Raw genomic sequence first — 17,300 nt, 5'->3', positions numbered from 1 at the left:
TGAGGGCCGCGATCCTAGGGGCTTGCAGGAGGTCCGTGCAAGCATTTTTGTTCCCAGGTTGTTCCCAGTCTGTGCATGGGCGTCACTGCTCGGGCGCCCTGTTGGTAGGAAATCGCCGTTTCATGTTGACCCATCAAAAAAAGGTAATTTTGGTAATTTGTTTTTCAAAATGCTCTGGAAGCCACGTAAATCAGGGGCTCCAGCGATTTTGAAAAAGGTAATTTTTAGGTAATTGAAAGGTAATTGGATTACCTCTAAAGAGGGTTGTAAGGATGAAAAATAAAATCCTTTAAAATCAGTCTCTTATGAAAAAATTACCTTTCCCCTTACCTCAAATTACCTTTTGAGGTAATCGCTGGAAGCCTTGCGGATAAAGGGCTTGAGCACCAGACCGCTCCCCTCCTAACCGAAATTACCTTTTTTGAAAGGCCTTCCTGAAATCCCCCCACAGCTCGCAGCTATGCTGTGCTCATCTTTGGGAGATAGCGCCATGACAAAGCCCTACACGAAACAAGAGCTTCAAGAGCTATCTAAGCAAAGCGAGCGACTGGCGACCAAGGCAATCAACGGCCTACGCAAATATAGAGAAGCGATAGGAGTGCTTGATCCCGAGGAAGTGGAACGGCTTCGAGTGGAGGCAGAGTCCCTATTCGAGGCTGTGCAGACATACCATTTTCAAGTCCTGAACAATGGTCACAAATAGTCGTCCTGCGCAGGGTTCCGCAGGGATGCTACCGCCTGCCCCCCCCCAAGATCACCCACAGCCCGCAAGGGCCTCACTGGAGCGCAGGGGTGCAGAAATAACGGGACATTTAGACCGCCGGCGCGGCGGGGGGAGTTCGGCGCGCGCCGGGTTAAAATTCCTGACCCGTGGTCGGTCGTCGGCCGGATTCGCGAACCGGTCAAATCGCTGATACTGTTTGGACATACAGTATTGAGAGAAACGGGCCGTGCTGATTGATGACAAAGGGTTCGAACTGGGTGTGCCCACGCGCGAGGAGATGATCAGACACCAGGTGGTGCTTCTGAAACACGAACGCGAGGACGTTTGGCTTCGCCTGGCCAAAGCGAATGAAGACATCCAGCGACTGATTGAAATCAACGAGAGGCTGAACCGTCAGATCATCGACCTGCGGCGCCAGTTGAATGAGGCCAATGTGGTTGGTGTGAGCACAGATTGTCAGGGAATGCACCCAGGTAGCGTGCCGACGTGGGGCATGAAAATGCCAAGCACTGAGGAGGTCTTGGCGGCAATTGCTGAGAGTGCTGAAACGCTGCGAAATCCCCCGTAAATGCTGGGCAAAACGGTGGAAATCTGTAGCTTGACATCGTCAAAAAAGGTAGGATTAACTGGGATTTTCCATATACCAAACCGATAAATTTTAACCCCCGCCAGACATCAAAAGCCTGCTATTGAAGAGGGCAGAATCTACAAGCTTGCATATATCATATGATATGGATAAGCTGAGATCAGAGCCAAGGAGAAACGGCGATGATCGACCTCTATCACACCAGTCCAACCGAAATCACCGCGATCGACAAACACGGTCGCTTCGGTGAGTTTCTGTTCTTTGCTAGCCATGTTTATGTCATGACGGCTGGTAGCCATGTCACGTATGCCATCAGCATTAATACTGATGAGGTCATTGATGCTGATCGCCTATTTTTCCATGAGGATGCCCAGAAGTTGGATGGTCTGGTGGCTGAGCTGGCTGATCGCCTGGAAGTAGATCCCGACACTGCAGAAGATCTGATTGCTGAGAAGGCCAAGGTCTTTGACCTGGAAAGGATCGAGCCAGAGGACATGGCTGACGTTTCGTGGGAGGTGCAGCACTTCGCCGCTCGCGCCGCAAAGATTCTCGGATTCCGTGGCGTAGCGGTCAGTGACGAACAAGGCACTTCGTACATGATCGACATGCTGGGCTACGAAACTGAATTGGCGAAAGCATGAGTAAGGCGCAGAAAGCAGCTACCGCAAGCTACAGAGCCAAACAAATCCAAGTGCAGGCACTGATTAACCCCACAACAGAATCGGAGCTTGCTGCAGATTGGGAATACCTCAGAAGACAGTTTGATGGCAGCGGAAAGAAGGCCCTCGCATGGGCTGTCTCTAAAGCCAAGAACAGCATGGACACGTTCTACGTCTGGAAGGACAGCGAGGAAAGCAACGGGCTGAAAGTTAAGGCCGTCAGCATGAATGCCGCACTGGATGAGGCTGCCTTTCAGTTCGGGTATGTCGACTATTCCGATATGGCCCAGAACCTCGGGTGGACCCAAGGCGAAGGTCTGAACATCAGACCCGTCAACCCAACGAGTGAATGATTTAAGGGCTGCCCACTGGTAGACCCACCAGTTGCAAACTGTGCGTAGCTCAGTTGGATAGAGCATCCGCCTTCTAAGCGGACGGCCGCGGGTTCGAGTCCTGCCGCACAGACCATATCCCCTGCACCTCAACTGCCGCATAGGCAGCTCACTCATAGACGGAGTAGCTGCATGCTGTGCCACCATTGCTGTTCTGCACTTCCATCATCACGGCTAACGCTTAGCGATTGGGCAATAGAGTTCAGCCAACTAATCTCGACTCGGACTTTGAAGGCCAAGACACTATCGGGGCGGCTCCATCAGGTAGCCAAGCTCGTTGATATCCTTGGTGGGGCCCAGCGCCAAATCTCGACCATCCGCCCAGTAGATGTAGCCACGGCAATTCGATCCGTATTCGATTCGGGGAAGGAACACCTGGCTTTGCGCCTACACATTGAAGCGGATGACATGTTCAATGAGGCCATCATTGCTGGCCATGTCGGACTGAACCCCGTCACGCACCTCAAACGCCCCCGCCCACGGGTGCGGCGATCAAGGCTCACCTACGAACAACTCCACCAGATCCGCCGGGTGTGCATCAGGCGTGGACGGTCTTGGCTCGTAGACGCGATCGACATTGCTCTGGTAACAGGACTAAGAATCGGCGACATCGTGAGGCTCAGGGTTTCTCATGTCGTGGATGGCCATTTGTTGGTGACCCAACAGAAAACAGGGGTCCGCCAAGCCATACCTTTGGACCTCCGACTTGACGCTGCACGGGTTACGCTTCGAAGGATCGTTGAGCGATGTGCCTCAGGCAAAGAGGGGAACGACCTCTTGGTGTCCAAACGCTGTGGAAAGGCATACCACAAGAACTATCTAACATCGGCATTCTCGTCGGATCGTGATTCGGCGCTGCCAAGGTCGACCTGGGGCGATGGCAAGATGCCTGCTACCTTTCATGAAATCCGCTCACTCTCTGAACGCATGTACAGAGATCAAGGCCAGGATACGAAAGCCCTCCTTGGCCACAAGCGCCAGAGCACCACCGACCTTTACAACGATAATCGGGACAGCGGCCAGACGATGTTCAAGGTTGTCCCAATACCCGGCCGCCGAAAGCTAATTGCTCACATCAAAGCGTCAATTGAAGCGTAGCCAACCTGTGCCGCTGGTTTCGGCTGGCTTACTCCTTCGGCGGCACCTCAAATGGTTGAAAGCTCACCACCTCCTCCCCCAGCCAATCATTAACCTGGGCCAACCTCGCCTGGATCGGCTCCAGCTCGTTGATCGCCCAAATCACGGTCGCCTCTCGAATCGAGCCAAACCCCCCAGCGTTCTGCGGCACCACCCCCATCAACTGCGGCGGAATCCGCAGCGCAGCCAGCAGGTCGTCCCGGCTGATGTTCTTGATCGCCGCAAAGTCATCCTTCGCCGCCACCTCACTGATCGGCAGCAACTGGATGCCGTCCTTCTTCCCACCAGGCGCATACATGAACAGGTTCCGGAAGTTGCCCGGCCCCTTGCTGTTCTTCATGGCGTTGCGCAGGTCATCGACGAACGTCTCGTTCTGCGCCGGATCGGTCATATAAAGGATGAACCCCGCGTGACTGCCGTTCTGGTAGTACTTGCGTCGGAACAGCGTTGCACTCTCGTTCAACAGCGCGCTCTGCAGGGCCGCCATCCACTCCGGCAGGCCATACACCTCCTGGTTGATATCGGCCTCGCGCAGGTGGCAGATACTGCCGGTCTTGAATGCGTGCTCGTCCTTCCAGCCTCGCACCTGGTAATAAGTGTCCAGGTCCGTGCCGCGGCGCATGTACTTTGCAAGGCACGGTTGCAGGCCCAGCGCCTGGCCCAGCATGTTGTCGCGCTTCTCCAGGTACAGATTCCCGCACCACCCCCAGTCCATTACGATCTGCTCGAAGGCCTGCCGGCTCAGCAGTCGGTGCGGCCTGAACGTCCGGACCAGCATGTTGCGTTTAAAGTTGAGCCCCGACTGCAGGTACACGCTGGCCCGCGTCGACCGGGCCAGTCCGTCCAGTGAGACCGGTGGCTCGTACCACCGCCCGTTGGACCAGCACTCCAGGTAGTCCAGGATCTCCCTCCCATCGAGCACCGGCACCGGCTCCCCGAACGTGAACGCCATCGCCTTGCTACCCGGCCCTTGGGTCAGCAGTTCGCCCTCGACGACCGGAGGCTGCCCGCCGTTGTCTTCGCTCATTGATAAATCTCCATGATCCCTGTGTTCGTTGCCGTCTGGCCTTCCAGCGGCTCGTTTTGCAATGCGTGGAACAGCGCCCAGGCCAGGTCGGCATGGCCGGTTGTGTCGTTGCGGCCGGCAACAAAGGTGAACTGCCGCCCGCTCGGCGTGACGGTCTTGCGGATCGCCATCAGCGACTGGGCCAGGTCGGTCCAGCCGGCGTCGAACTCCAACCGCCCCTTGCTGATGACATCCCACGCCTTCATGACCAAGCGGGTCTTGACCTCGGGGTTGTAGGAAATCGCCCGGACGGCCGGGAAGAACTGGCGAACGAGCTGGGCCACCGCACTGCCAATACCGGTGGTATCGATGCCGATGTAGGTCACCCAGTAGCGCTGGGTCACCTTGCGAATCGTCTCGGCCTGGGCGTTGAAGTCCATCCCACGGAACTGGTGCCGCTCGAGCACACGGAACTTGCCGCCCGGCACCAGGGGCGGCGCCACCACGACCAGGCCAGCCGAATCGCCGGTCTCAGCAGGGTCATACCCGACCCAAACCTGCCGATCGGCGAACGGCCTGGCGGCGAATGGCTTGTAGTCCTCCCAATTCGACCAACTGTCCACCATGCACGGCTGCAGCATGTTCAGCGGGAAGATGCTGGCCCCGTCGTCGACGAACTGGCACATCAGCAGGTTCTGGAAGGCCGCGGCGTCGTATTCGAGCCGCAGCTCGTCGATGTCGAACAGGTCGCAGCCCCGCTCCTCCGCGTCCAGGATCGTGACGATCTGCCGCCAGACCCGGTCCTCGCAGAGCCGACCCTGCTGCAGCGCGCTGTGGCCGACGTCCAGTTTCAGGTGCTGGGCGCTCGGCTTGCCCTTGTTGAACCGCTCGCCGGTCCAGAACGAATAGGCTTCGTGCGCCATCGAGCTGGGCGTCGAGAAATAGGTCCGGCGGTAGCGCTTCTGCATCGCCATACCGGAGGCGACCTTGTTCAGTTCCTTGAACTTGAACGTCCAGAAGAATTCATCGAAGTAGAAGTTACCGTGATAGCCCTGGGCGGTCCGGGCGTTGGTGCCGAGGAAATGCAGCTCGGCGCCGTTGGACAGGATGATCGGGTCGCCGGTGAGTTCCACGCCGATGGTGTCGCGGGCAAACGCCTGGATGTAGGCCTTGAAGATGTGAGCCTGGGCCTTGCTCGCCGACAGGAAAATCTGGTTCCGGCCGGTGGTCAGGGCATCGATCAATGCTTCGCGGGCAAAGTAGAAAGTGGCGCCGATCTGCCGGCTCTTGAGAATGGCCCTGGTCCGCTGGTTGCCCGCGCGGTACCAGTCGAGCTGATAATCGAAGCACCCTTCGACGAAGGCCTCGACCAACTTCTCGGTCAGCTCCTCGGGGATCTCGTTACGTTTGGGCTTGCGCTTCTCGCCGGCGTTGCGCTTGGCCAGCTCCGGGTTCAGGTCGGTTTCGGTGCCGCCGCCCTGGAATCGCTCGATCCGTGCCTGGCGCTCCAACTGCCGGTGCAGCAGATCGATTTCCTTGTAGTCCGAACCTGACTTCGGGTCTTTCAGGATCAACTGCACCAGGCGCGCTTCGGTCGCCGCCTGGATGCGCTGCAGCGGCGTGGCCCGGTCCCACTCGTCGCGGTTCTTCCAACTGTGAAGGGTCTTTTCCTTCTCGCCGATCAGCTCGGCGATCTCGCACACGCGATAGCCCTGCCAATACAGGTGCTTGGCGTGGCGGCGGTGATCGGTGGGCAGGTCGACGATGGTTTCCATGGCGCCGATGCTGCCGTTCGCGCGCGCGATCCCCTATCGACGCTCCCTGTAGCGCACCGCCCTACAACTGCGCCGCGTTGCCGTGGCTGCGCGCTGTGCCGACCATGCTCTCAACGCCAGGCACCACGCCACCGCCACCGTACAGAGGGAATTCCAACATGGCCGGCAAGACTGACACCGCCAAGAAATACCGCTCCAAGTGGGCTCGTATCGCCGTCGAAGGCGCGACCACCGACGGTCGCAAAATCGAACGTTCCTGGATCGAGGACATGGCCAGCACGTACAGCCCGAATACCTACGGTGCGCGGATCAACTGCGAACACATCAAGGGCTACCTGCCGAGCAGCGACTTCGGTGCCTACGGCGACGTCCTGGCGTTGAAGGCCGAGGAAGTCGAAATCGCTGGCGTGAAGAAGCTCGCCCTGTTCGGCCAGCTCCAGCCGAATGACGCCCTACTCGCGCTGAACAAGGCCAACCAGAAGATCTACACGTCGATCGAGGTTCAGCCGAAGTTCGCCGACTCCGGCAAGGCATACCTGGTCGGCCTGGCAGTTACCGACACCCCGGCCAGCCTGGGCACCGAAGCCCTGAGCTTCAGCGCACAGCACGGGACCATGAAGAATCGGAAACAGCACGAAGACAACCTGTTCACCGCGGCCGAAGAAACCGCACTGGAATTCGAGGAAGTCACCGACAGCGAGAGCAAGGTCGTAGGCCTGTTCAACCGCGTCATGGACGCCCTCGGCAAGAGCAAGGACAAGGAAGGCAAGGACGCCGCCCAATTCTCCGAGCTGGCCACCGCCATCGAGGCACTGGCCACCCACGCGAAGGAACAGGCCGAGGCATTCACTCAAGAGGTGGCGGCACGGACTGACCTGGTCAAGGACCTCTCCAAACTGACCACTGACTTCAACGACCTGGTCAGCCGTCTCGGCAAAACCGAAGACCACAGCCAGAAGCACCGCCCGCCCGCGACTGGTAACGAAGGCAAGGCTCTGGCCACGTTCTGACCTCATACCCGCCCTACTCGGAGCACAACATGCGTAACGAAACCCGCGTCGCCTTCAATGGCTACCTCGGCCATGTGGCCAAACTCAACGGCGTCGAGAGCGCCGCCGTGAAATTCAATGTCGAGCCCAGCATTCAGCAGAAGCTGGAGACCGCGATCCAGGAAGGTATTGCCTTCCTGACCCGGATCAACATGATCGGTGTGGATGAACAATCGGGCGAAGCATTGCTGTTGGGCGTTAACGGCCCAATCGCCGGCCGCACCAACACCGCTGCGGGCAAACGCCGTAACCCCGGCGAACGCCATTCCCTGTCGAAAGACAACTACACCTGTAAGCAGACCAACTTCGATAGCGCGTTTCCCTACCCACTGCTGGATGCCTGGGCAAAATTCCCCGACTTCCAGGTACGACTCACCAATGCAATAGCCCAGCGTCAGGGCCTGGACCGGATCCTTATCGGCTGGCACGGCGTAATGGCGGCGGCAGAGAGCAATCCAGTCACCTACCCAATGCGGGAGGACGTCAACATCGGCTGGCTCAAGAAGATCCGCGACGGAGCACCGGATCGTGTAATCGACGGCGGCGAGATCGCGGACGACAAAGTCGTCATCGGCACGAATGGCGACTACAAGACGCTCGACGGCCTGGTCTTCGACGCAGTCCAGTTGCTCGAGCCATGGCACCGTCAGCACCCGGATCTGGTGGTGATCGTCTCGCGCAATCTGCTGCACGAAAAGCTCCTCACTGCCGTTGAGAAAGGAGCCGCATCCAACCAGGAAGAGAACGCGGCCCAGGAAATCGTCAGCCGTGCCCGCCTGGGCGGCCTGCAGATCGTCGATGTGCCGTACTTCCCGGACAACACCGTGCTGGTGACCACCCTGTCGAACCTGTCGATCTACTGGCAGGAAGCCGCCCGCCGCCGCCACCTGAAAGACGAACCGGAATACGACCGCATCGCCGACTACCAGTCCTCGAACGACGCCTACGTCATCGAAGACTTCGGCCTGGTCGCCCTCGTCGAAAACATCGAGAAGGCTTAAACCATGGCCCTGACCCTCGCTCAACAGACCCAACTGCGCAAGCGCGCAGCCATTGAGGCGGCCGCCGTCGCCCCGTCGGCCATGATGGAAGGTGCTACCGGCTACGAAATCATGCTGGCCAAACTCCAGCAGGATCAGTTCCGCCTCAAGCAGGTCCAGTCCGGCGAGGCCAAGGGCAAGCTCAAGGCCGAGCTGCTGCCTGACTATGTTCCCTACATCGACGGCGTGCTGCAGGCAGGCCAAGGCGCCCAGGATGACGTAGTGGTCACCGTGATGGTCTGGCGCTTCGACGCCGGCGACTTCGACGGCGGCCTCGACGTTGCGGTCTATGTCCTGCAGCACGCTCTGAAAATGCCCGATCGCTTTAACCGGACCACGGGCTGCGTGGTCGCGGAGGAAGTAGCCACCGCAGCGCTCAAGGCGCAAAAGGCAGGCGAAACCTTCTCCCGCGACACGCTGACCCGCACCGCGGAACTCACCGATCACTACGACATGCCCGACGAGGCCCGCGCCAAGCTGATGCTCGCCCTCGGTCGGGCCACCCTCGAAGGTCTGGACGACGAGAAGCCTGGTCAACCGGGCCAGATCGCGGCGGGCATCGAACTGCTGAAACGCGCCATCGAACTGCACAGCAGTTGCGGCGGCAAGAAAGACCTGGAGCGCGCCGAGCGCCTCCTCAAGAAACACGCCGGTACTCCCGGCTAACCGAGCGTCCCCCACGCACCCGGCGGCTCGGGGCGATCAGCGGCCCTTGGCCAGTCTGTGAAGCCCCGACCACCGCCGACTTATTCCAGAGCACGCCATCATGAGCGGATTCATTGCCGGCGCCCCGGTGCCCAGCGGCCACATCAACACCGACACCTTCTGGCCCTCGATCGATATCGAAAAGCTGCGCAAATCCCTGCGCATCGACTCCAGCGTCACCCCGGCAAGGCTCGAAACCGCAATCATCGCCGCGGCCATCAGCGTCAACGACGAGTTGGACACATGGCTGCAAGCCAAGCGGGTCGAAGGCTTCGCCGCCCTGACCGAGGTTCCCAGCCCGCCAGTCGGCGATGTCACCAAGCACGTCTACCTGTACCTGCGTGCGATCGAGGCTGCCACCGGTGCCGAGGTGTGCGAGCGATACCGCGGGTACGACACCACCGGCAGCGGTAGCAAGAACGCCGAAGACACCGCGCCAACAATCGACGACTACCGTCGCGACCAGAGATGGGCCATCCGTGATTTTCTGGGCAAGTCCCGAACCACCGTGGAGCTGTTGTGATGGAAAAGTTCGAAACCATCGACTGGAACGAGATATCTCGCCGAGGACTCCTGGTGCGCATCAACCGGGAGATCATGCATCCCCTCGGCCTGGCGGTTTGCCGGGATCCCGCTACGGGTCAGTCTGCAGGTGCGATCGTCTCGACTGATGGCTCGTTCGTTTTTGCCGAAGATGCCGGTCCAGTTCCACCACCTGCAGGCTCTAAGTGATGCCCGCCCAACTGCGGACCATCCAGAACGACACTGTCGACGCCCTGTGCTGGCGACATTACGGCCGCACTGCAGGCGTCGTCGAGGCTGTACTCCAGGCCAACCCGAAGCTGGCCGACCATGGGCCAGTACTGCCGTCCGGCCTGCTCGTCACTCTCCCCGACCTACAAACCCCAGCCCCGGCACGGGCAATGGTTCAACTATGGGACTGACCGCCCGTACCCGCCCCACAAGGAAGAACGCACATGCCTGACCGTCCCGAAACCTGGGCCTTCCTGGCCGCATGGTTCGAACACAACTGGCCCGGCCTGTATGCAGGTCTGCTCGCCGCCCTCATCGCCGCCCTGCGAGTGGTCTACGGCGGCGGAAAGCTCCGCCAGTTGGTCATCGAAGCGCCTCTGTGCGGTTTCGTTGCTCTTTCGGCAAGCCACGGGCTGTCGCTCATTGGTATCCCGCTCACTGCCGCGCCGTTCTTCGGTGGGCTGATCGGCCTGCTCGGCATCGAGTTTGTGCGTGCCGCCGCCAAGAAAACCTTCACCCGCAAGGAGAGGACGCTATGACCCTTCGCCACGGTGACCGCTCGCAGGCGGTCCGCGACCTGCAGCGTAAACTCAATTCCCAAGGCGCCAAACTGGTGGACGACGGCCACTTCGGCGACGAAACCGAAAAGGCTCTCGCCGCGTACCAGCGCCGCGTCGGCCTGGTTGACGACGGCGTCGCGGGTCCCAAGACGCTGGCCAGCCTGAGCGGTGCCAACTGCCAACTGCTGCTGAAGGGTGCGGACCTGGCCAAGGCCGCCCAGCGGCTCGGCGTGCCGGTAGCTGCGGTCTATGCCCTGAATGAAGTCGAGTCCAAGGGCCGCGGCTTCCTGGACAACGGAAAACCGGTAATCCTCTTCGAGCGGCACATCATGTACCGCCAACTGCAAGTCGCCCACGGCGCCGAGGTCGACCAGGGCGAACTGCAGAAGCGCGCCGATCACCTCGCTGGTCAGTTCCCAGCACTGGTCAACCCTAAGCCTGGCGGCTACTCCGGCGGTACCGCAGAGCACCAGCGCATGGCCAGCGCCCGCCAGCTCGACGAGACCGCCGCGCTAGAATCTGCGTCCTGGGGCGCGTTCCAGGTGATGGGCTTCTGGTGGCAGCGCCTGGGCTACGCCAGCGTGCAGGACTTCGTCGCGGCGATGTCCCATAGCGAAGCCGATCAACTGGAGGCCTTCGTCCGCTTCATCGAGACGGAGCCGGCGTTGCACAAGGCGCTCAAGGCCCTGAAATGGGCGACCGTGGCCAGTCTTTACAACGGCCCGGACTACAAGCGAAACCTCTACGACGTCAAGCTACAGCGCGCTTTTGAGCGGTACCAGGACTGCGGCTGCGGGCAGGTGGCTGCATGAGCAACGCGGAGCAGGAAACTGAACGCTTCCCATACGGCGAACTGATCCGGCGCATGACCAGGCTTTCGCCCACTGGATGCAGTGCCGTGCTCCTGCCAGCGGGCACTCCGATCGATCAATGCCAGAAAATGGCAGATGCGCTTAAACAGGTGATGGCGGTGCCTCCACTAGTGATCTGCGGTGATCTGGAGATCCTGGACGAAGCGGCAATGAACGTTGCCGGCTGGTACCGCAAATGATCTCCATCCGCACCACTGCACTGGCCGGCGCGCTGATCGTCGCTGCCGGCGCCGGCCTCTGGTCGCTCGCGCTGCACCAGCTCCTGAACGCAGCGGGCGAGACCAAGCAACTCCTCGAGGACCAAGTCAAAACCGCCCAGGGCGAAGCCCGCCAGAACCTAGCCACTGCCACCGAACTGGAACAGACCCTTAACCGCGAGCGCGAAACCCAGGCCCAACAGCTCCAGCTTCTCGGCGAGCTGCGCATTGGCCTGGCCGATCGCCGCCACCAGATCGAGGACCTCAAGCGTGAAAACGACCAACTCCGTACCTGGGCTGACCAGCCTTTGCCTCCTGCTGCTCGCCGGCTGCGCGAGCGTCCCGCCCTCACCGGCGCCGACGCTTATCGTGACTGGCTGTCCCGCGGTAGTGCCGTGCGTGCTGCCGGCGACGGCACCGGCGGACAACGGAACCCTGCTCAATGACCAGGACCTGGTCGAACAGGCCTGGGCCGAATGTGCCGCCCAGGTCGACCGCATCTATCAGCACCAGGTGAACATCGATGAACAAACCCGATAGCCTGCGCGCCCACCTGCTCGCCGCCGTTCCGGATCTTGACCCCGATCGGCTGCTGGTCTTCATCGACAACGGCAAGGTCCGTTGCACAGCCGCCACGTCCCTGTCATTCGAGTACGAGTACAGCCTGCAGCTCATCCTCACCGACTTCGCGGGACACCCAGACACTGTGATGTTGCCGATTCTGGGCTGGCTGCGGGTGAACCAGTCCGAGCTGCTGGCCAACCTCGACAAGTCGAAGGAAGGGCTGAAATTCGAAGTCGATATCCTGGATGGCAGCAAAGTGGACATGAGCATCAGCCTGCCGCTGACCGAGCGCGTCGTCGTCAAGCTCAACGACCAGGGCAAATACGACGTCAGCCACCCGGCTGATCGGGGGTACGAGATGTATGAACCGCACGGTCCGATCGAGATCTACGTCAATGACGATCAGGTGACCACCTACCAGCCGCCGGCGGCGCCCGACGGCATGGCCCTGGCCAGCCCGCACCCGAAGCGGCCACAACACCATGGCTGACCTTGAATCGCTCGACACTTGGATCAATCCCCTCCTGCAGCGCATCGCCGCGCCCGAGCGCGCGAAGCTGGCCAGGTCGATCGCCCAGCAGCTCCGTCGCTCCCAGCAACAGCGGGTCAACGCCCAGCGCAACCCGGACGGCACGCCGTTCGCTCCGCGCAAGCCCGCCAAGCTGCGAGAAAAGCAGGGCCGGGTGAAGCGCAAGGCCAAGATGTTCCAGAAGCTGCGCGCCGCCAGCTACATGAAAGCACGCGGCGACAAGAGCCTCGCCACGGTCGGTTTCACCGGGCGCGTTGCGCGGATTGCCCGTGTGCACCAGGACGGTCTGCGCGACCGGGTAGAGCCCCGCGGCCCGACTGCGCTGTACGAACGGCGCGAGATCCTCGGCCTGACCGACGCCGATCACGACCTTATCCGCGCCGCGCTGATCGACCACCTGTCCCTGTAGCCCCCGCTTTTACAAGCCCCCCGTGCTGCGCGCACGCGAGCATGGCGCGACCATCGGCGCCATGAACGATCTCGCCACCCTATCCCGACTACTCGAAAACATGATCCGCTTCGGCACAATTGCCGCAGTGCAGCATGTGCCGCCCCGCGTATCCGTGAAGACCGGCGACCTGGTCACGGCCATGCTGCCCTGGCTGGCCCTGCGCGCCGGCGCCGACATTGAGTGGGATCCCCCGACCGAGGGGGAGCAAGTGCTCCTGATCTCCCCCAGCGGCCAGCTTGCCAACGCCGTGGCGATCACCGGTATCTACAGCGACGCGATCCCCGCCAATGGCGACCGTGCCGGCCTGCACCGCCGGACGTACCGTGACGGCGCCGTGATCGAGTACGACAGCATCGCCCATCACCTCAATGCCACTTTGCCGGGCGGTGGTACCACCAACCTTGTCAGCCCCGGCGGCATCAAGATTGTTGGCCCGATCACTCACGAAGGCGATTACACCCAGACCGGCAACCAGACCGTCACCGGGACAGTGACCGTGAGCCAAGACGTGCTCGCCGCCGGCGTCAGCCTGGTACAGCACCCGCACGGCGGCGTCATGCCGGGCTCGGGCCAGAGCGGGAAGCCGCTGCCATGAACCGCCAGAACGGCAGCAGCCTGACCGAGTTGGAGCACATCAAACAGTCGGTGCAGGACATCCTCACCACCCGCATCGGCACCCGCATTGCCCGCCGCGAATACGGCAGCCTCCTGCCAGAGCTGATCGACCAGCCCCAGAACGAGGCCACCCGTCTGCGCCTGTTCGCCGCCACGGCCATGGCGCTGATGAATTGGGAGCCGCGGATTCGGCTGTCGCGCGTGCAGTTCTTCCTGGTCGACTTGTCCGGCCGGGCCGAGCTGGATCTTGACGGCGTTCTGGTCGACAGCAACCAACCGTTCAACCTCGCCATTCCACTGCAGCTCGGGGCCAGCGCATGAACACTTTCACTCCCATCGATTTCAGCCTCCTGCCGGCGCCGGCCGTGGTCGAGCAGATCGACTACGAAGTGATCCTGCAGGAGCGGAAGGCCTACATGATTGGCCTCTGGCCAGCGGATCAGCAGGCCGAAATCGCAGGCCGGCTGGAGCTTGAGTCGGAACCCCTGACCAAGCTCCTGCAGGAGAACACCTACCGGGAAGTGGTCTTGCGGCAGCGGGTCAACGAAGCCGCCCAAGCCACAATGCTCAGCACCGCCAAGGGCCAGGACCTGGACCAGATCGCGGCGAACTACAACGTCAAACGTCTGGTGATTCGCGCAGCGGCGCCGAAGGCCATCCCGCCGATCGTCGAAGAGCTGGAAAGCGACGACAGCCTGCGCGAGCGAGCGCAAATGGCATTCGAAGGTCTGAGCACTGCCGGCCCCCGCAACGCCTACATTTTCCACGCCCGGAACGCGAACGGCCGAGTTGCCGACGCCTCGGCGGTTAGCCCGTCGCCGGCGGTGGCCGTGGTCACCGTCCAGTCGACCGCCGGCGACGGCGCTGCCGACCATGCCCTGCTGGAAACTGTGTTCGCTTATCTCAATGATGAAGACCGCCGGCCGGTGGCTGACCGGCTCGTTGTCCAGGGCGCGGAGATCCTGCGTTACCAGATCAAGGCCAAGCTCTTCCTCAGCACGCCTGGCCCTGAGTCCGAGCCCATTCTCACAGCGGCCCGGCAGAAGCTGGAGACCTACGTCCACAAGCGGCGCCGGCTCGGCCTGCAAGTGTCGCAGTCGGCCATCCACGCAGCACTGCACGTCGAGGGTGTACGCAAGGTCGAGCTGGATGCATGGCAGGACATCAACGCAACCCCAGCCCAAGCCCCTTACTGCACCGCCATCGAACTGGCGGCCGGGGCAGCATCGTGACGTCGCTGCTGCCCGGCAACGCCACACAACTGGAGCGCCTGGCGGCCGAGGCCTTGGGGCAGATCCAGCGTGTGCCCATCCCGATGCGCGAGTTGGTCAATCCGGACCGCTGCCCGCTTGAGCTGTTGCCGTACCTGGCATGGGCGTTTTCCGTCGATCGCTGGGACAGCGGCTGGCCCGAGGCGGCGAAGCGTCGGGCGATCCGCTCGGCGTTCCTGATCCATACAAGGAAAGGGACGATTGGCTCCCTGCGGCGCGTCGTCGAGCCTTTGGGCTATTTGATTGAGGTCGTTGAGTGGTTCGACACGGTACCGCTGGGCGTGCCTGGCACCTTTGCACTCAAGATCGGCGTACTCGATACCGGTATTACCGACGAGATGTACGACGAACTGAGCTGGCTGATTGACGACGCCAAGCCCTTGACCCGCCACCTGACCGGCCTGGCCATCACCCTCGCCACCTCCGGATACCTCCGGCTGGCCGCGGCGCTGACCGACGGCGAAGAAATTGACGTGTACCCGCCGCTTGCGCGGGACATCGTCGTCACTGGCGCCCTCGGCCTGACCGGGCGCGCCCACACCATCGAAACCCTGGACGTTTACCCATGACTGACCAGAACAGCCAGTTCTTCGCGATCCTCACTGCGGTGGGCGAGGCCAAGCAGGCCAACGCCGACGCCCTGGGCGTGCCCTGGACATTCGCCCAGATGGGCGTGGGCGATGCCAATGGCGCGGACCCGATCCCGGATCGCCTGCAGACACGCCTCATCAACGAACGACGCCGGGCGCCGCTGAACACCGTCAAGGTTGACCCCGGCAACGCGAGCATCATCATCGCCGAGCAGGTGATCCCACCGGACGTCGGTGGCTGGTGGATTCGCGAGATCGGACTCTATGACGCGGCCGGGGACCTTGTCGCGGTGGCCAACTGCGCACCGAGCTTCAAGCCATTGCTCAGCCAGGGCACCGGAAAGACGCAGGTCGTACGTCTGAACCTGATCGTCACCAGTACCGCGAACGTCCAGTTGAAAATCGACCCATCCGTAGTGCTCGCAACACGCGAATATGTCGATAACAAGATCCTGGACGTGTTGCCTCCAACCAAAACTGACGGCGTCTTTACCCAAGTCAAGATCGATAAGCGCGGCGTCGTCCTCCAAGGCTATAACCCGACGACGCTAGCCGGGTACGACATCCGGGACGCTTACACAAAGACAGTGATGGATGCGGCTCTTGTTCGCAAAGCCGACAAAGACAAAGCCCTGGTGGTAGGAGAGGTCAGCCAGCAAGTGCCGGTCCTGGCCGCGAACCAAAGTGGCTCAGGCTATGAAGCGTCCGCCATACAGATCCGTGAAGGTGGGCAAGTCGGGGATGCCCAAAGTGCTGACGGGTTCGGCCCCGCCGTGGGCTTCAACTGGCTTGGCAAAGTGTCGGGACGATTGTTCATGAGCGCTGCCGGGCTGCTGAAGTGGAACGGCAAGGAACTGCTCACCGAAGCGACCTCGTACACTCAGGCCCAAATCAACACCGCACTGAACACCAAAGCAGATAAAGCTACAACTCTCGCCGGCTACGGAATCAACAACGCCTACACGGCACCACAGATCGACGGGTTCCTGTCCGGCAAAGCAAACTGGGGCATCACCCTCGGCCACTACGGCATAACGGATACCTACACCGCCACGGTGATCGATACGAAGTTCAGCAACAAAGCAGACAAGGCTACAACACTCGCCGGCTACGGAATCACAGATACCTACACCGCGGTCGTGATCGACTCAACGTTGGGTAACAAGGCTGACAAGGATAAAGCCTTGGTGGTGGGAAGTGTCAGCCAGCAGGTGCCAATCCTGGCGGCGGTCCAGAGCGGACTTGGCTACGACGCATCCGCCATTCAGATTCGGGAAGCGGGGCAGGTAGGCAATGCCCAAAGTGCCGATAACTACGCACCGGCCGTGGGGTTTCATTGGCTCGGCAAAACGACCGGGCGACTCATCATGGACGCCCTCGGCACGCTGAAATGGAATGGCCAACCGCTGCTGATCGGCGGCGCCGCGACGCAGGCCGAGGTCGACAATGGAACCGGCGACAGCAACTTCGTGACGGCAGGGAAGATGCGTTTCGGCTTCTACTTCTCGAAGGGCGGCGGCAACGGCAACAACACAATCGTGTTTCCGAGCTGGCTCGGTGGTCTGATGATCCAGTGGGGCGTGCACGCGGCGAACACTGCAGACACGGAAACTTCTGTCACCTTTCCCGTCGGCTTTAACATCATCCCGGTGTGCGTAAGCATGCTGACCCACGAAGGCCCCGCACTTGTGCAATCAACCGTCGTCACCCAGGCGCGGCTACTCACGGCAACAGGCTTTCAGTCGCGGCGCGAAGACATTGGCACGGCGACCTCATTCGCCGGTTCGGCTTATATCCGCTGGCTAGCCATCGGCTTCTGAGGAGT

The 17,300-nt window shown here is 61.2% G+C and carries 24 protein-coding genes, 1 tRNA gene and 1 pseudogene; 24 read left to right on the top strand and 2 right to left on the bottom strand.

Annotated elements, in window-relative coordinates; all coding sequences use genetic code 11:
* The first annotated feature begins 490 nt into the window (after positions 1 to 490).
* The 6 genes from CKW37_RS33075 (at position 491) to CKW37_RS33830 (ending at position 3,459) form a co-directional block, all read left to right on the top strand.
* Entirely contained in the window at positions 491 to 703 is a 213-nt protein-coding gene (locus CKW37_RS33075) for a hypothetical protein (RefSeq protein ID WP_095159202.1), read from the top strand.
* A gap of 247 nt (positions 704 to 950) precedes the next feature.
* Entirely contained in the window at positions 951 to 1,292 is a 342-nt protein-coding gene (locus CKW37_RS26750; RefSeq protein WP_095159201.1) for a hypothetical protein, read from the top strand.
* 200 nt (positions 1,293 to 1,492) lie between these two features.
* On the top strand, positions 1,493 to 1,951 hold the full coding sequence (locus CKW37_RS26745; protein WP_095159200.1) for a hypothetical protein: 459 nt from the start codon (positions 1,493 to 1,495) through the stop codon (positions 1,949 to 1,951).
* A complete protein-coding gene (locus tag CKW37_RS26740) occupies positions 1,948 to 2,322 on the top strand; it encodes a hypothetical protein (RefSeq protein WP_095159199.1) in 375 nt (124 codons plus the stop codon). The genes CKW37_RS26745 and CKW37_RS26740 overlap by 4 nt, the downstream gene beginning before the upstream one ends.
* A gap of 38 nt (positions 2,323 to 2,360) precedes the next feature.
* Positions 2,361 to 2,437 (top strand) — tRNA-Arg (locus CKW37_RS26735).
* Between the two features lie 56 nt (positions 2,438 to 2,493).
* Positions 2,494 to 3,459, top strand: a complete 966-nt coding sequence (locus CKW37_RS33830; RefSeq protein ID WP_095159198.1) for a tyrosine-type recombinase/integrase — start codon at positions 2,494 to 2,496, stop codon at positions 3,457 to 3,459.
* Between the two features lie 28 nt (positions 3,460 to 3,487).
* Here the strand turns inward: CKW37_RS33830 and CKW37_RS26725 are convergent, their stop codons facing one another.
* On the bottom strand, positions 3,488 to 4,525 hold the full coding sequence (locus CKW37_RS26725) for a phage portal protein (protein ID WP_095159197.1): 1,038 nt from the start codon (positions 4,523 to 4,525) through the stop codon (positions 3,488 to 3,490).
* Entirely contained in the window at positions 4,522 to 6,279 is a 1,758-nt protein-coding gene (locus CKW37_RS26720) for a terminase ATPase subunit family protein (protein WP_095159196.1), read from the bottom strand. Before CKW37_RS26720 ends, CKW37_RS26725 begins: the two co-directional genes overlap by 4 nt.
* A 158-nt stretch (positions 6,280 to 6,437) precedes the next feature.
* Between CKW37_RS26720 and CKW37_RS26715 the strand changes: the two genes are divergently transcribed.
* The 18 genes and pseudogenes from CKW37_RS26715 to CKW37_RS33355 all read left to right on the top strand — a co-directional run bounded on the left by CKW37_RS26715 (position 6,438) and on the right by CKW37_RS33355 (position 17,295).
* On the top strand, positions 6,438 to 7,289 hold the full coding sequence (locus CKW37_RS26715; RefSeq protein ID WP_095159195.1) for a GPO family capsid scaffolding protein: 852 nt from the start codon (positions 6,438 to 6,440) through the stop codon (positions 7,287 to 7,289).
* A 29-nt stretch (positions 7,290 to 7,318) separates the two neighbouring features.
* On the top strand, positions 7,319 to 8,329 hold the full coding sequence (locus CKW37_RS26710; RefSeq protein WP_095159194.1) for a phage major capsid protein, P2 family: 1,011 nt from the start codon (positions 7,319 to 7,321) through the stop codon (positions 8,327 to 8,329).
* A gap of 3 nt (positions 8,330 to 8,332) precedes the next feature.
* Positions 8,333 to 9,034 carry a terminase endonuclease subunit gene (locus tag CKW37_RS26705; RefSeq protein WP_095159193.1) on the top strand — a complete coding sequence of 234 codons (702 nt, stop codon included), beginning with the start codon at positions 8,333 to 8,335 and terminating at the stop codon, positions 9,032 to 9,034.
* 100 nt (positions 9,035 to 9,134) lie between these two features.
* A complete protein-coding gene (locus CKW37_RS26700; protein WP_095159192.1) occupies positions 9,135 to 9,596 on the top strand; it encodes a head completion/stabilization protein in 462 nt (153 codons plus the stop codon).
* The gene (locus CKW37_RS26695; protein ID WP_095159191.1) at positions 9,596 to 9,805 is read left to right on the top strand and encodes a hypothetical protein; all 210 of its coding nucleotides are present in this window, start codon (positions 9,596 to 9,598) and stop codon (positions 9,803 to 9,805) included. The genes CKW37_RS26700 and CKW37_RS26695 overlap by 1 nt, the downstream gene beginning before the upstream one ends.
* On the top strand, positions 9,805 to 10,017 hold the full coding sequence (locus CKW37_RS26690) for a tail protein X (RefSeq protein ID WP_095159190.1): 213 nt from the start codon (positions 9,805 to 9,807) through the stop codon (positions 10,015 to 10,017). Before CKW37_RS26695 ends, CKW37_RS26690 begins: the two co-directional genes overlap by 1 nt.
* A gap of 33 nt (positions 10,018 to 10,050) precedes the next feature.
* The gene (locus CKW37_RS26685; RefSeq protein ID WP_095159189.1) at positions 10,051 to 10,365 is read left to right on the top strand and encodes a phage holin, lambda family; all 315 of its coding nucleotides are present in this window, start codon (positions 10,051 to 10,053) and stop codon (positions 10,363 to 10,365) included.
* Entirely contained in the window at positions 10,362 to 11,198 is an 837-nt protein-coding gene (locus CKW37_RS26680) for an N-acetylmuramidase family protein (protein ID WP_095159188.1), read from the top strand. The genes CKW37_RS26685 and CKW37_RS26680 overlap by 4 nt, the downstream gene beginning before the upstream one ends.
* A complete protein-coding gene (locus CKW37_RS26675; RefSeq protein WP_095159187.1) occupies positions 11,195 to 11,437 on the top strand; it encodes a hypothetical protein in 243 nt (80 codons plus the stop codon). Before CKW37_RS26680 ends, CKW37_RS26675 begins: the two co-directional genes overlap by 4 nt.
* Positions 11,434 to 11,805: pseudogene (locus CKW37_RS26670) on the top strand (LysB family phage lysis regulatory protein); the annotation flags it as partial. The gene CKW37_RS26675 and the pseudogene CKW37_RS26670, both read left to right, overlap by 4 nt.
* Positions 11,726 to 11,995: an Rz1-like lysis system protein LysC gene (gene lysC, locus CKW37_RS33070; RefSeq protein WP_218241382.1), complete on the top strand. Its 270-nt coding sequence runs from the start codon at positions 11,726 to 11,728 to the stop codon at positions 11,993 to 11,995. The pseudogene CKW37_RS26670 and the gene lysC, both read left to right, overlap by 80 nt.
* A complete protein-coding gene (locus CKW37_RS26665; RefSeq protein ID WP_095159185.1) occupies positions 11,979 to 12,509 on the top strand; it encodes a phage tail protein in 531 nt (176 codons plus the stop codon). The genes lysC and CKW37_RS26665 overlap by 17 nt, the downstream gene beginning before the upstream one ends.
* Positions 12,502 to 12,957 carry a phage virion morphogenesis protein gene (locus tag CKW37_RS26660; protein WP_095159184.1) on the top strand — a complete coding sequence of 152 codons (456 nt, stop codon included), beginning with the start codon at positions 12,502 to 12,504 and terminating at the stop codon, positions 12,955 to 12,957. Before CKW37_RS26665 ends, CKW37_RS26660 begins: the two co-directional genes overlap by 8 nt.
* Positions 12,958 to 13,018: 61 nt before the next feature.
* Positions 13,019 to 13,594, top strand: a complete 576-nt coding sequence (locus tag CKW37_RS26655) for a phage baseplate assembly protein V (RefSeq protein ID WP_095159265.1) — start codon at positions 13,019 to 13,021, stop codon at positions 13,592 to 13,594.
* Positions 13,591 to 13,935: a GPW/gp25 family protein gene (locus CKW37_RS26650; RefSeq protein ID WP_095159183.1), complete on the top strand. Its 345-nt coding sequence runs from the start codon at positions 13,591 to 13,593 to the stop codon at positions 13,933 to 13,935. Before CKW37_RS26655 ends, CKW37_RS26650 begins: the two co-directional genes overlap by 4 nt.
* Complete coding sequence (locus CKW37_RS26645) at positions 13,932 to 14,846, top strand: baseplate J/gp47 family protein (RefSeq protein ID WP_095159182.1); 915 nt, start codon at positions 13,932 to 13,934, stop codon at positions 14,844 to 14,846. The genes CKW37_RS26650 and CKW37_RS26645 overlap by 4 nt, the downstream gene beginning before the upstream one ends.
* Positions 14,843 to 15,454 (top strand): phage tail protein I, encoded by a 612-nt coding sequence (locus tag CKW37_RS26640; RefSeq protein WP_256587877.1) that lies wholly within the window; start codon positions 14,843 to 14,845, stop codon positions 15,452 to 15,454. Before CKW37_RS26645 ends, CKW37_RS26640 begins: the two co-directional genes overlap by 4 nt.
* Positions 15,451 to 17,295: a phage tail protein gene (locus tag CKW37_RS33355; RefSeq protein WP_095159180.1), complete on the top strand. Its 1,845-nt coding sequence runs from the start codon at positions 15,451 to 15,453 to the stop codon at positions 17,293 to 17,295. Before CKW37_RS26640 ends, CKW37_RS33355 begins: the two co-directional genes overlap by 4 nt.
* Positions 17,296 to 17,300: the final 5 nt, after the last annotated feature.

The sequence above is a fragment of the Pseudomonas sp. Irchel 3E13 genome (genome assembly GCF_900187455.1).
In the GTDB taxonomy this organism is placed as follows: domain Bacteria; phylum Pseudomonadota; class Gammaproteobacteria; order Pseudomonadales; family Pseudomonadaceae; genus Aquipseudomonas.
Note: the sequence above shows the minus strand (reverse complement) of the source record. Positions and strands in the feature narration are given on the sequence as shown.

Bases quoted from the DNA above. Each gene is read 5' to 3' on its own strand.
- CKW37_RS33075 (WP_095159202.1), top strand. From the start codon at position 491: ATGACAAAGCCCTACACGAAACAAGAGCTTCAAGAGCTATCTAAGCAA.
- CKW37_RS26745 (WP_095159200.1), top strand. From the start codon at position 1,493: ATGATCGACCTCTATCACACCAGTCCAACCGAAATCACCGCGATCGAC.
- CKW37_RS26740 (WP_095159199.1), top strand. From the start codon at position 1,948: ATGAGTAAGGCGCAGAAAGCAGCTACCGCAAGCTACAGAGCCAAACAA.
- CKW37_RS33830 (WP_095159198.1), top strand. From the start codon at position 2,494: ATGCTGTGCCACCATTGCTGTTCTGCACTTCCATCATCACGGCTAACG.
- CKW37_RS26725 (WP_095159197.1), bottom strand. From the start codon at position 4,525: ATGAGCGAAGACAACGGCGGGCAGCCTCCGGTCGTCGAGGGCGAACTG.
- CKW37_RS26720 (WP_095159196.1), bottom strand. From the start codon at position 6,279: ATGGAAACCATCGTCGACCTGCCCACCGATCACCGCCGCCACGCCAAG.
- CKW37_RS26715 (WP_095159195.1), top strand. From the start codon at position 6,438: ATGGCCGGCAAGACTGACACCGCCAAGAAATACCGCTCCAAGTGGGCT.
- CKW37_RS26710 (WP_095159194.1), top strand. From the start codon at position 7,319: ATGCGTAACGAAACCCGCGTCGCCTTCAATGGCTACCTCGGCCATGTG.
- CKW37_RS26705 (WP_095159193.1), top strand. From the start codon at position 8,333: ATGGCCCTGACCCTCGCTCAACAGACCCAACTGCGCAAGCGCGCAGCC.
- CKW37_RS26700 (WP_095159192.1), top strand. From the start codon at position 9,135: ATGAGCGGATTCATTGCCGGCGCCCCGGTGCCCAGCGGCCACATCAAC.
- CKW37_RS26695 (WP_095159191.1), top strand. From the start codon at position 9,596: ATGGAAAAGTTCGAAACCATCGACTGGAACGAGATATCTCGCCGAGGA.
- CKW37_RS26690 (WP_095159190.1), top strand. From the start codon at position 9,805: ATGCCCGCCCAACTGCGGACCATCCAGAACGACACTGTCGACGCCCTG.
- CKW37_RS26685 (WP_095159189.1), top strand. From the start codon at position 10,051: ATGCCTGACCGTCCCGAAACCTGGGCCTTCCTGGCCGCATGGTTCGAA.
- CKW37_RS26680 (WP_095159188.1), top strand. From the start codon at position 10,362: ATGACCCTTCGCCACGGTGACCGCTCGCAGGCGGTCCGCGACCTGCAG.
- CKW37_RS26675 (WP_095159187.1), top strand. From the start codon at position 11,195: ATGAGCAACGCGGAGCAGGAAACTGAACGCTTCCCATACGGCGAACTG.
- CKW37_RS26665 (WP_095159185.1), top strand. From the start codon at position 11,979: ATGAACAAACCCGATAGCCTGCGCGCCCACCTGCTCGCCGCCGTTCCG.
- CKW37_RS26660 (WP_095159184.1), top strand. From the start codon at position 12,502: ATGGCTGACCTTGAATCGCTCGACACTTGGATCAATCCCCTCCTGCAG.
- CKW37_RS26655 (WP_095159265.1), top strand. From the start codon at position 13,019: ATGAACGATCTCGCCACCCTATCCCGACTACTCGAAAACATGATCCGC.
- CKW37_RS26650 (WP_095159183.1), top strand. From the start codon at position 13,591: ATGAACCGCCAGAACGGCAGCAGCCTGACCGAGTTGGAGCACATCAAA.
- CKW37_RS26645 (WP_095159182.1), top strand. From the start codon at position 13,932: ATGAACACTTTCACTCCCATCGATTTCAGCCTCCTGCCGGCGCCGGCC.
- CKW37_RS33355 (WP_095159180.1), top strand. From the start codon at position 15,451: ATGACTGACCAGAACAGCCAGTTCTTCGCGATCCTCACTGCGGTGGGC.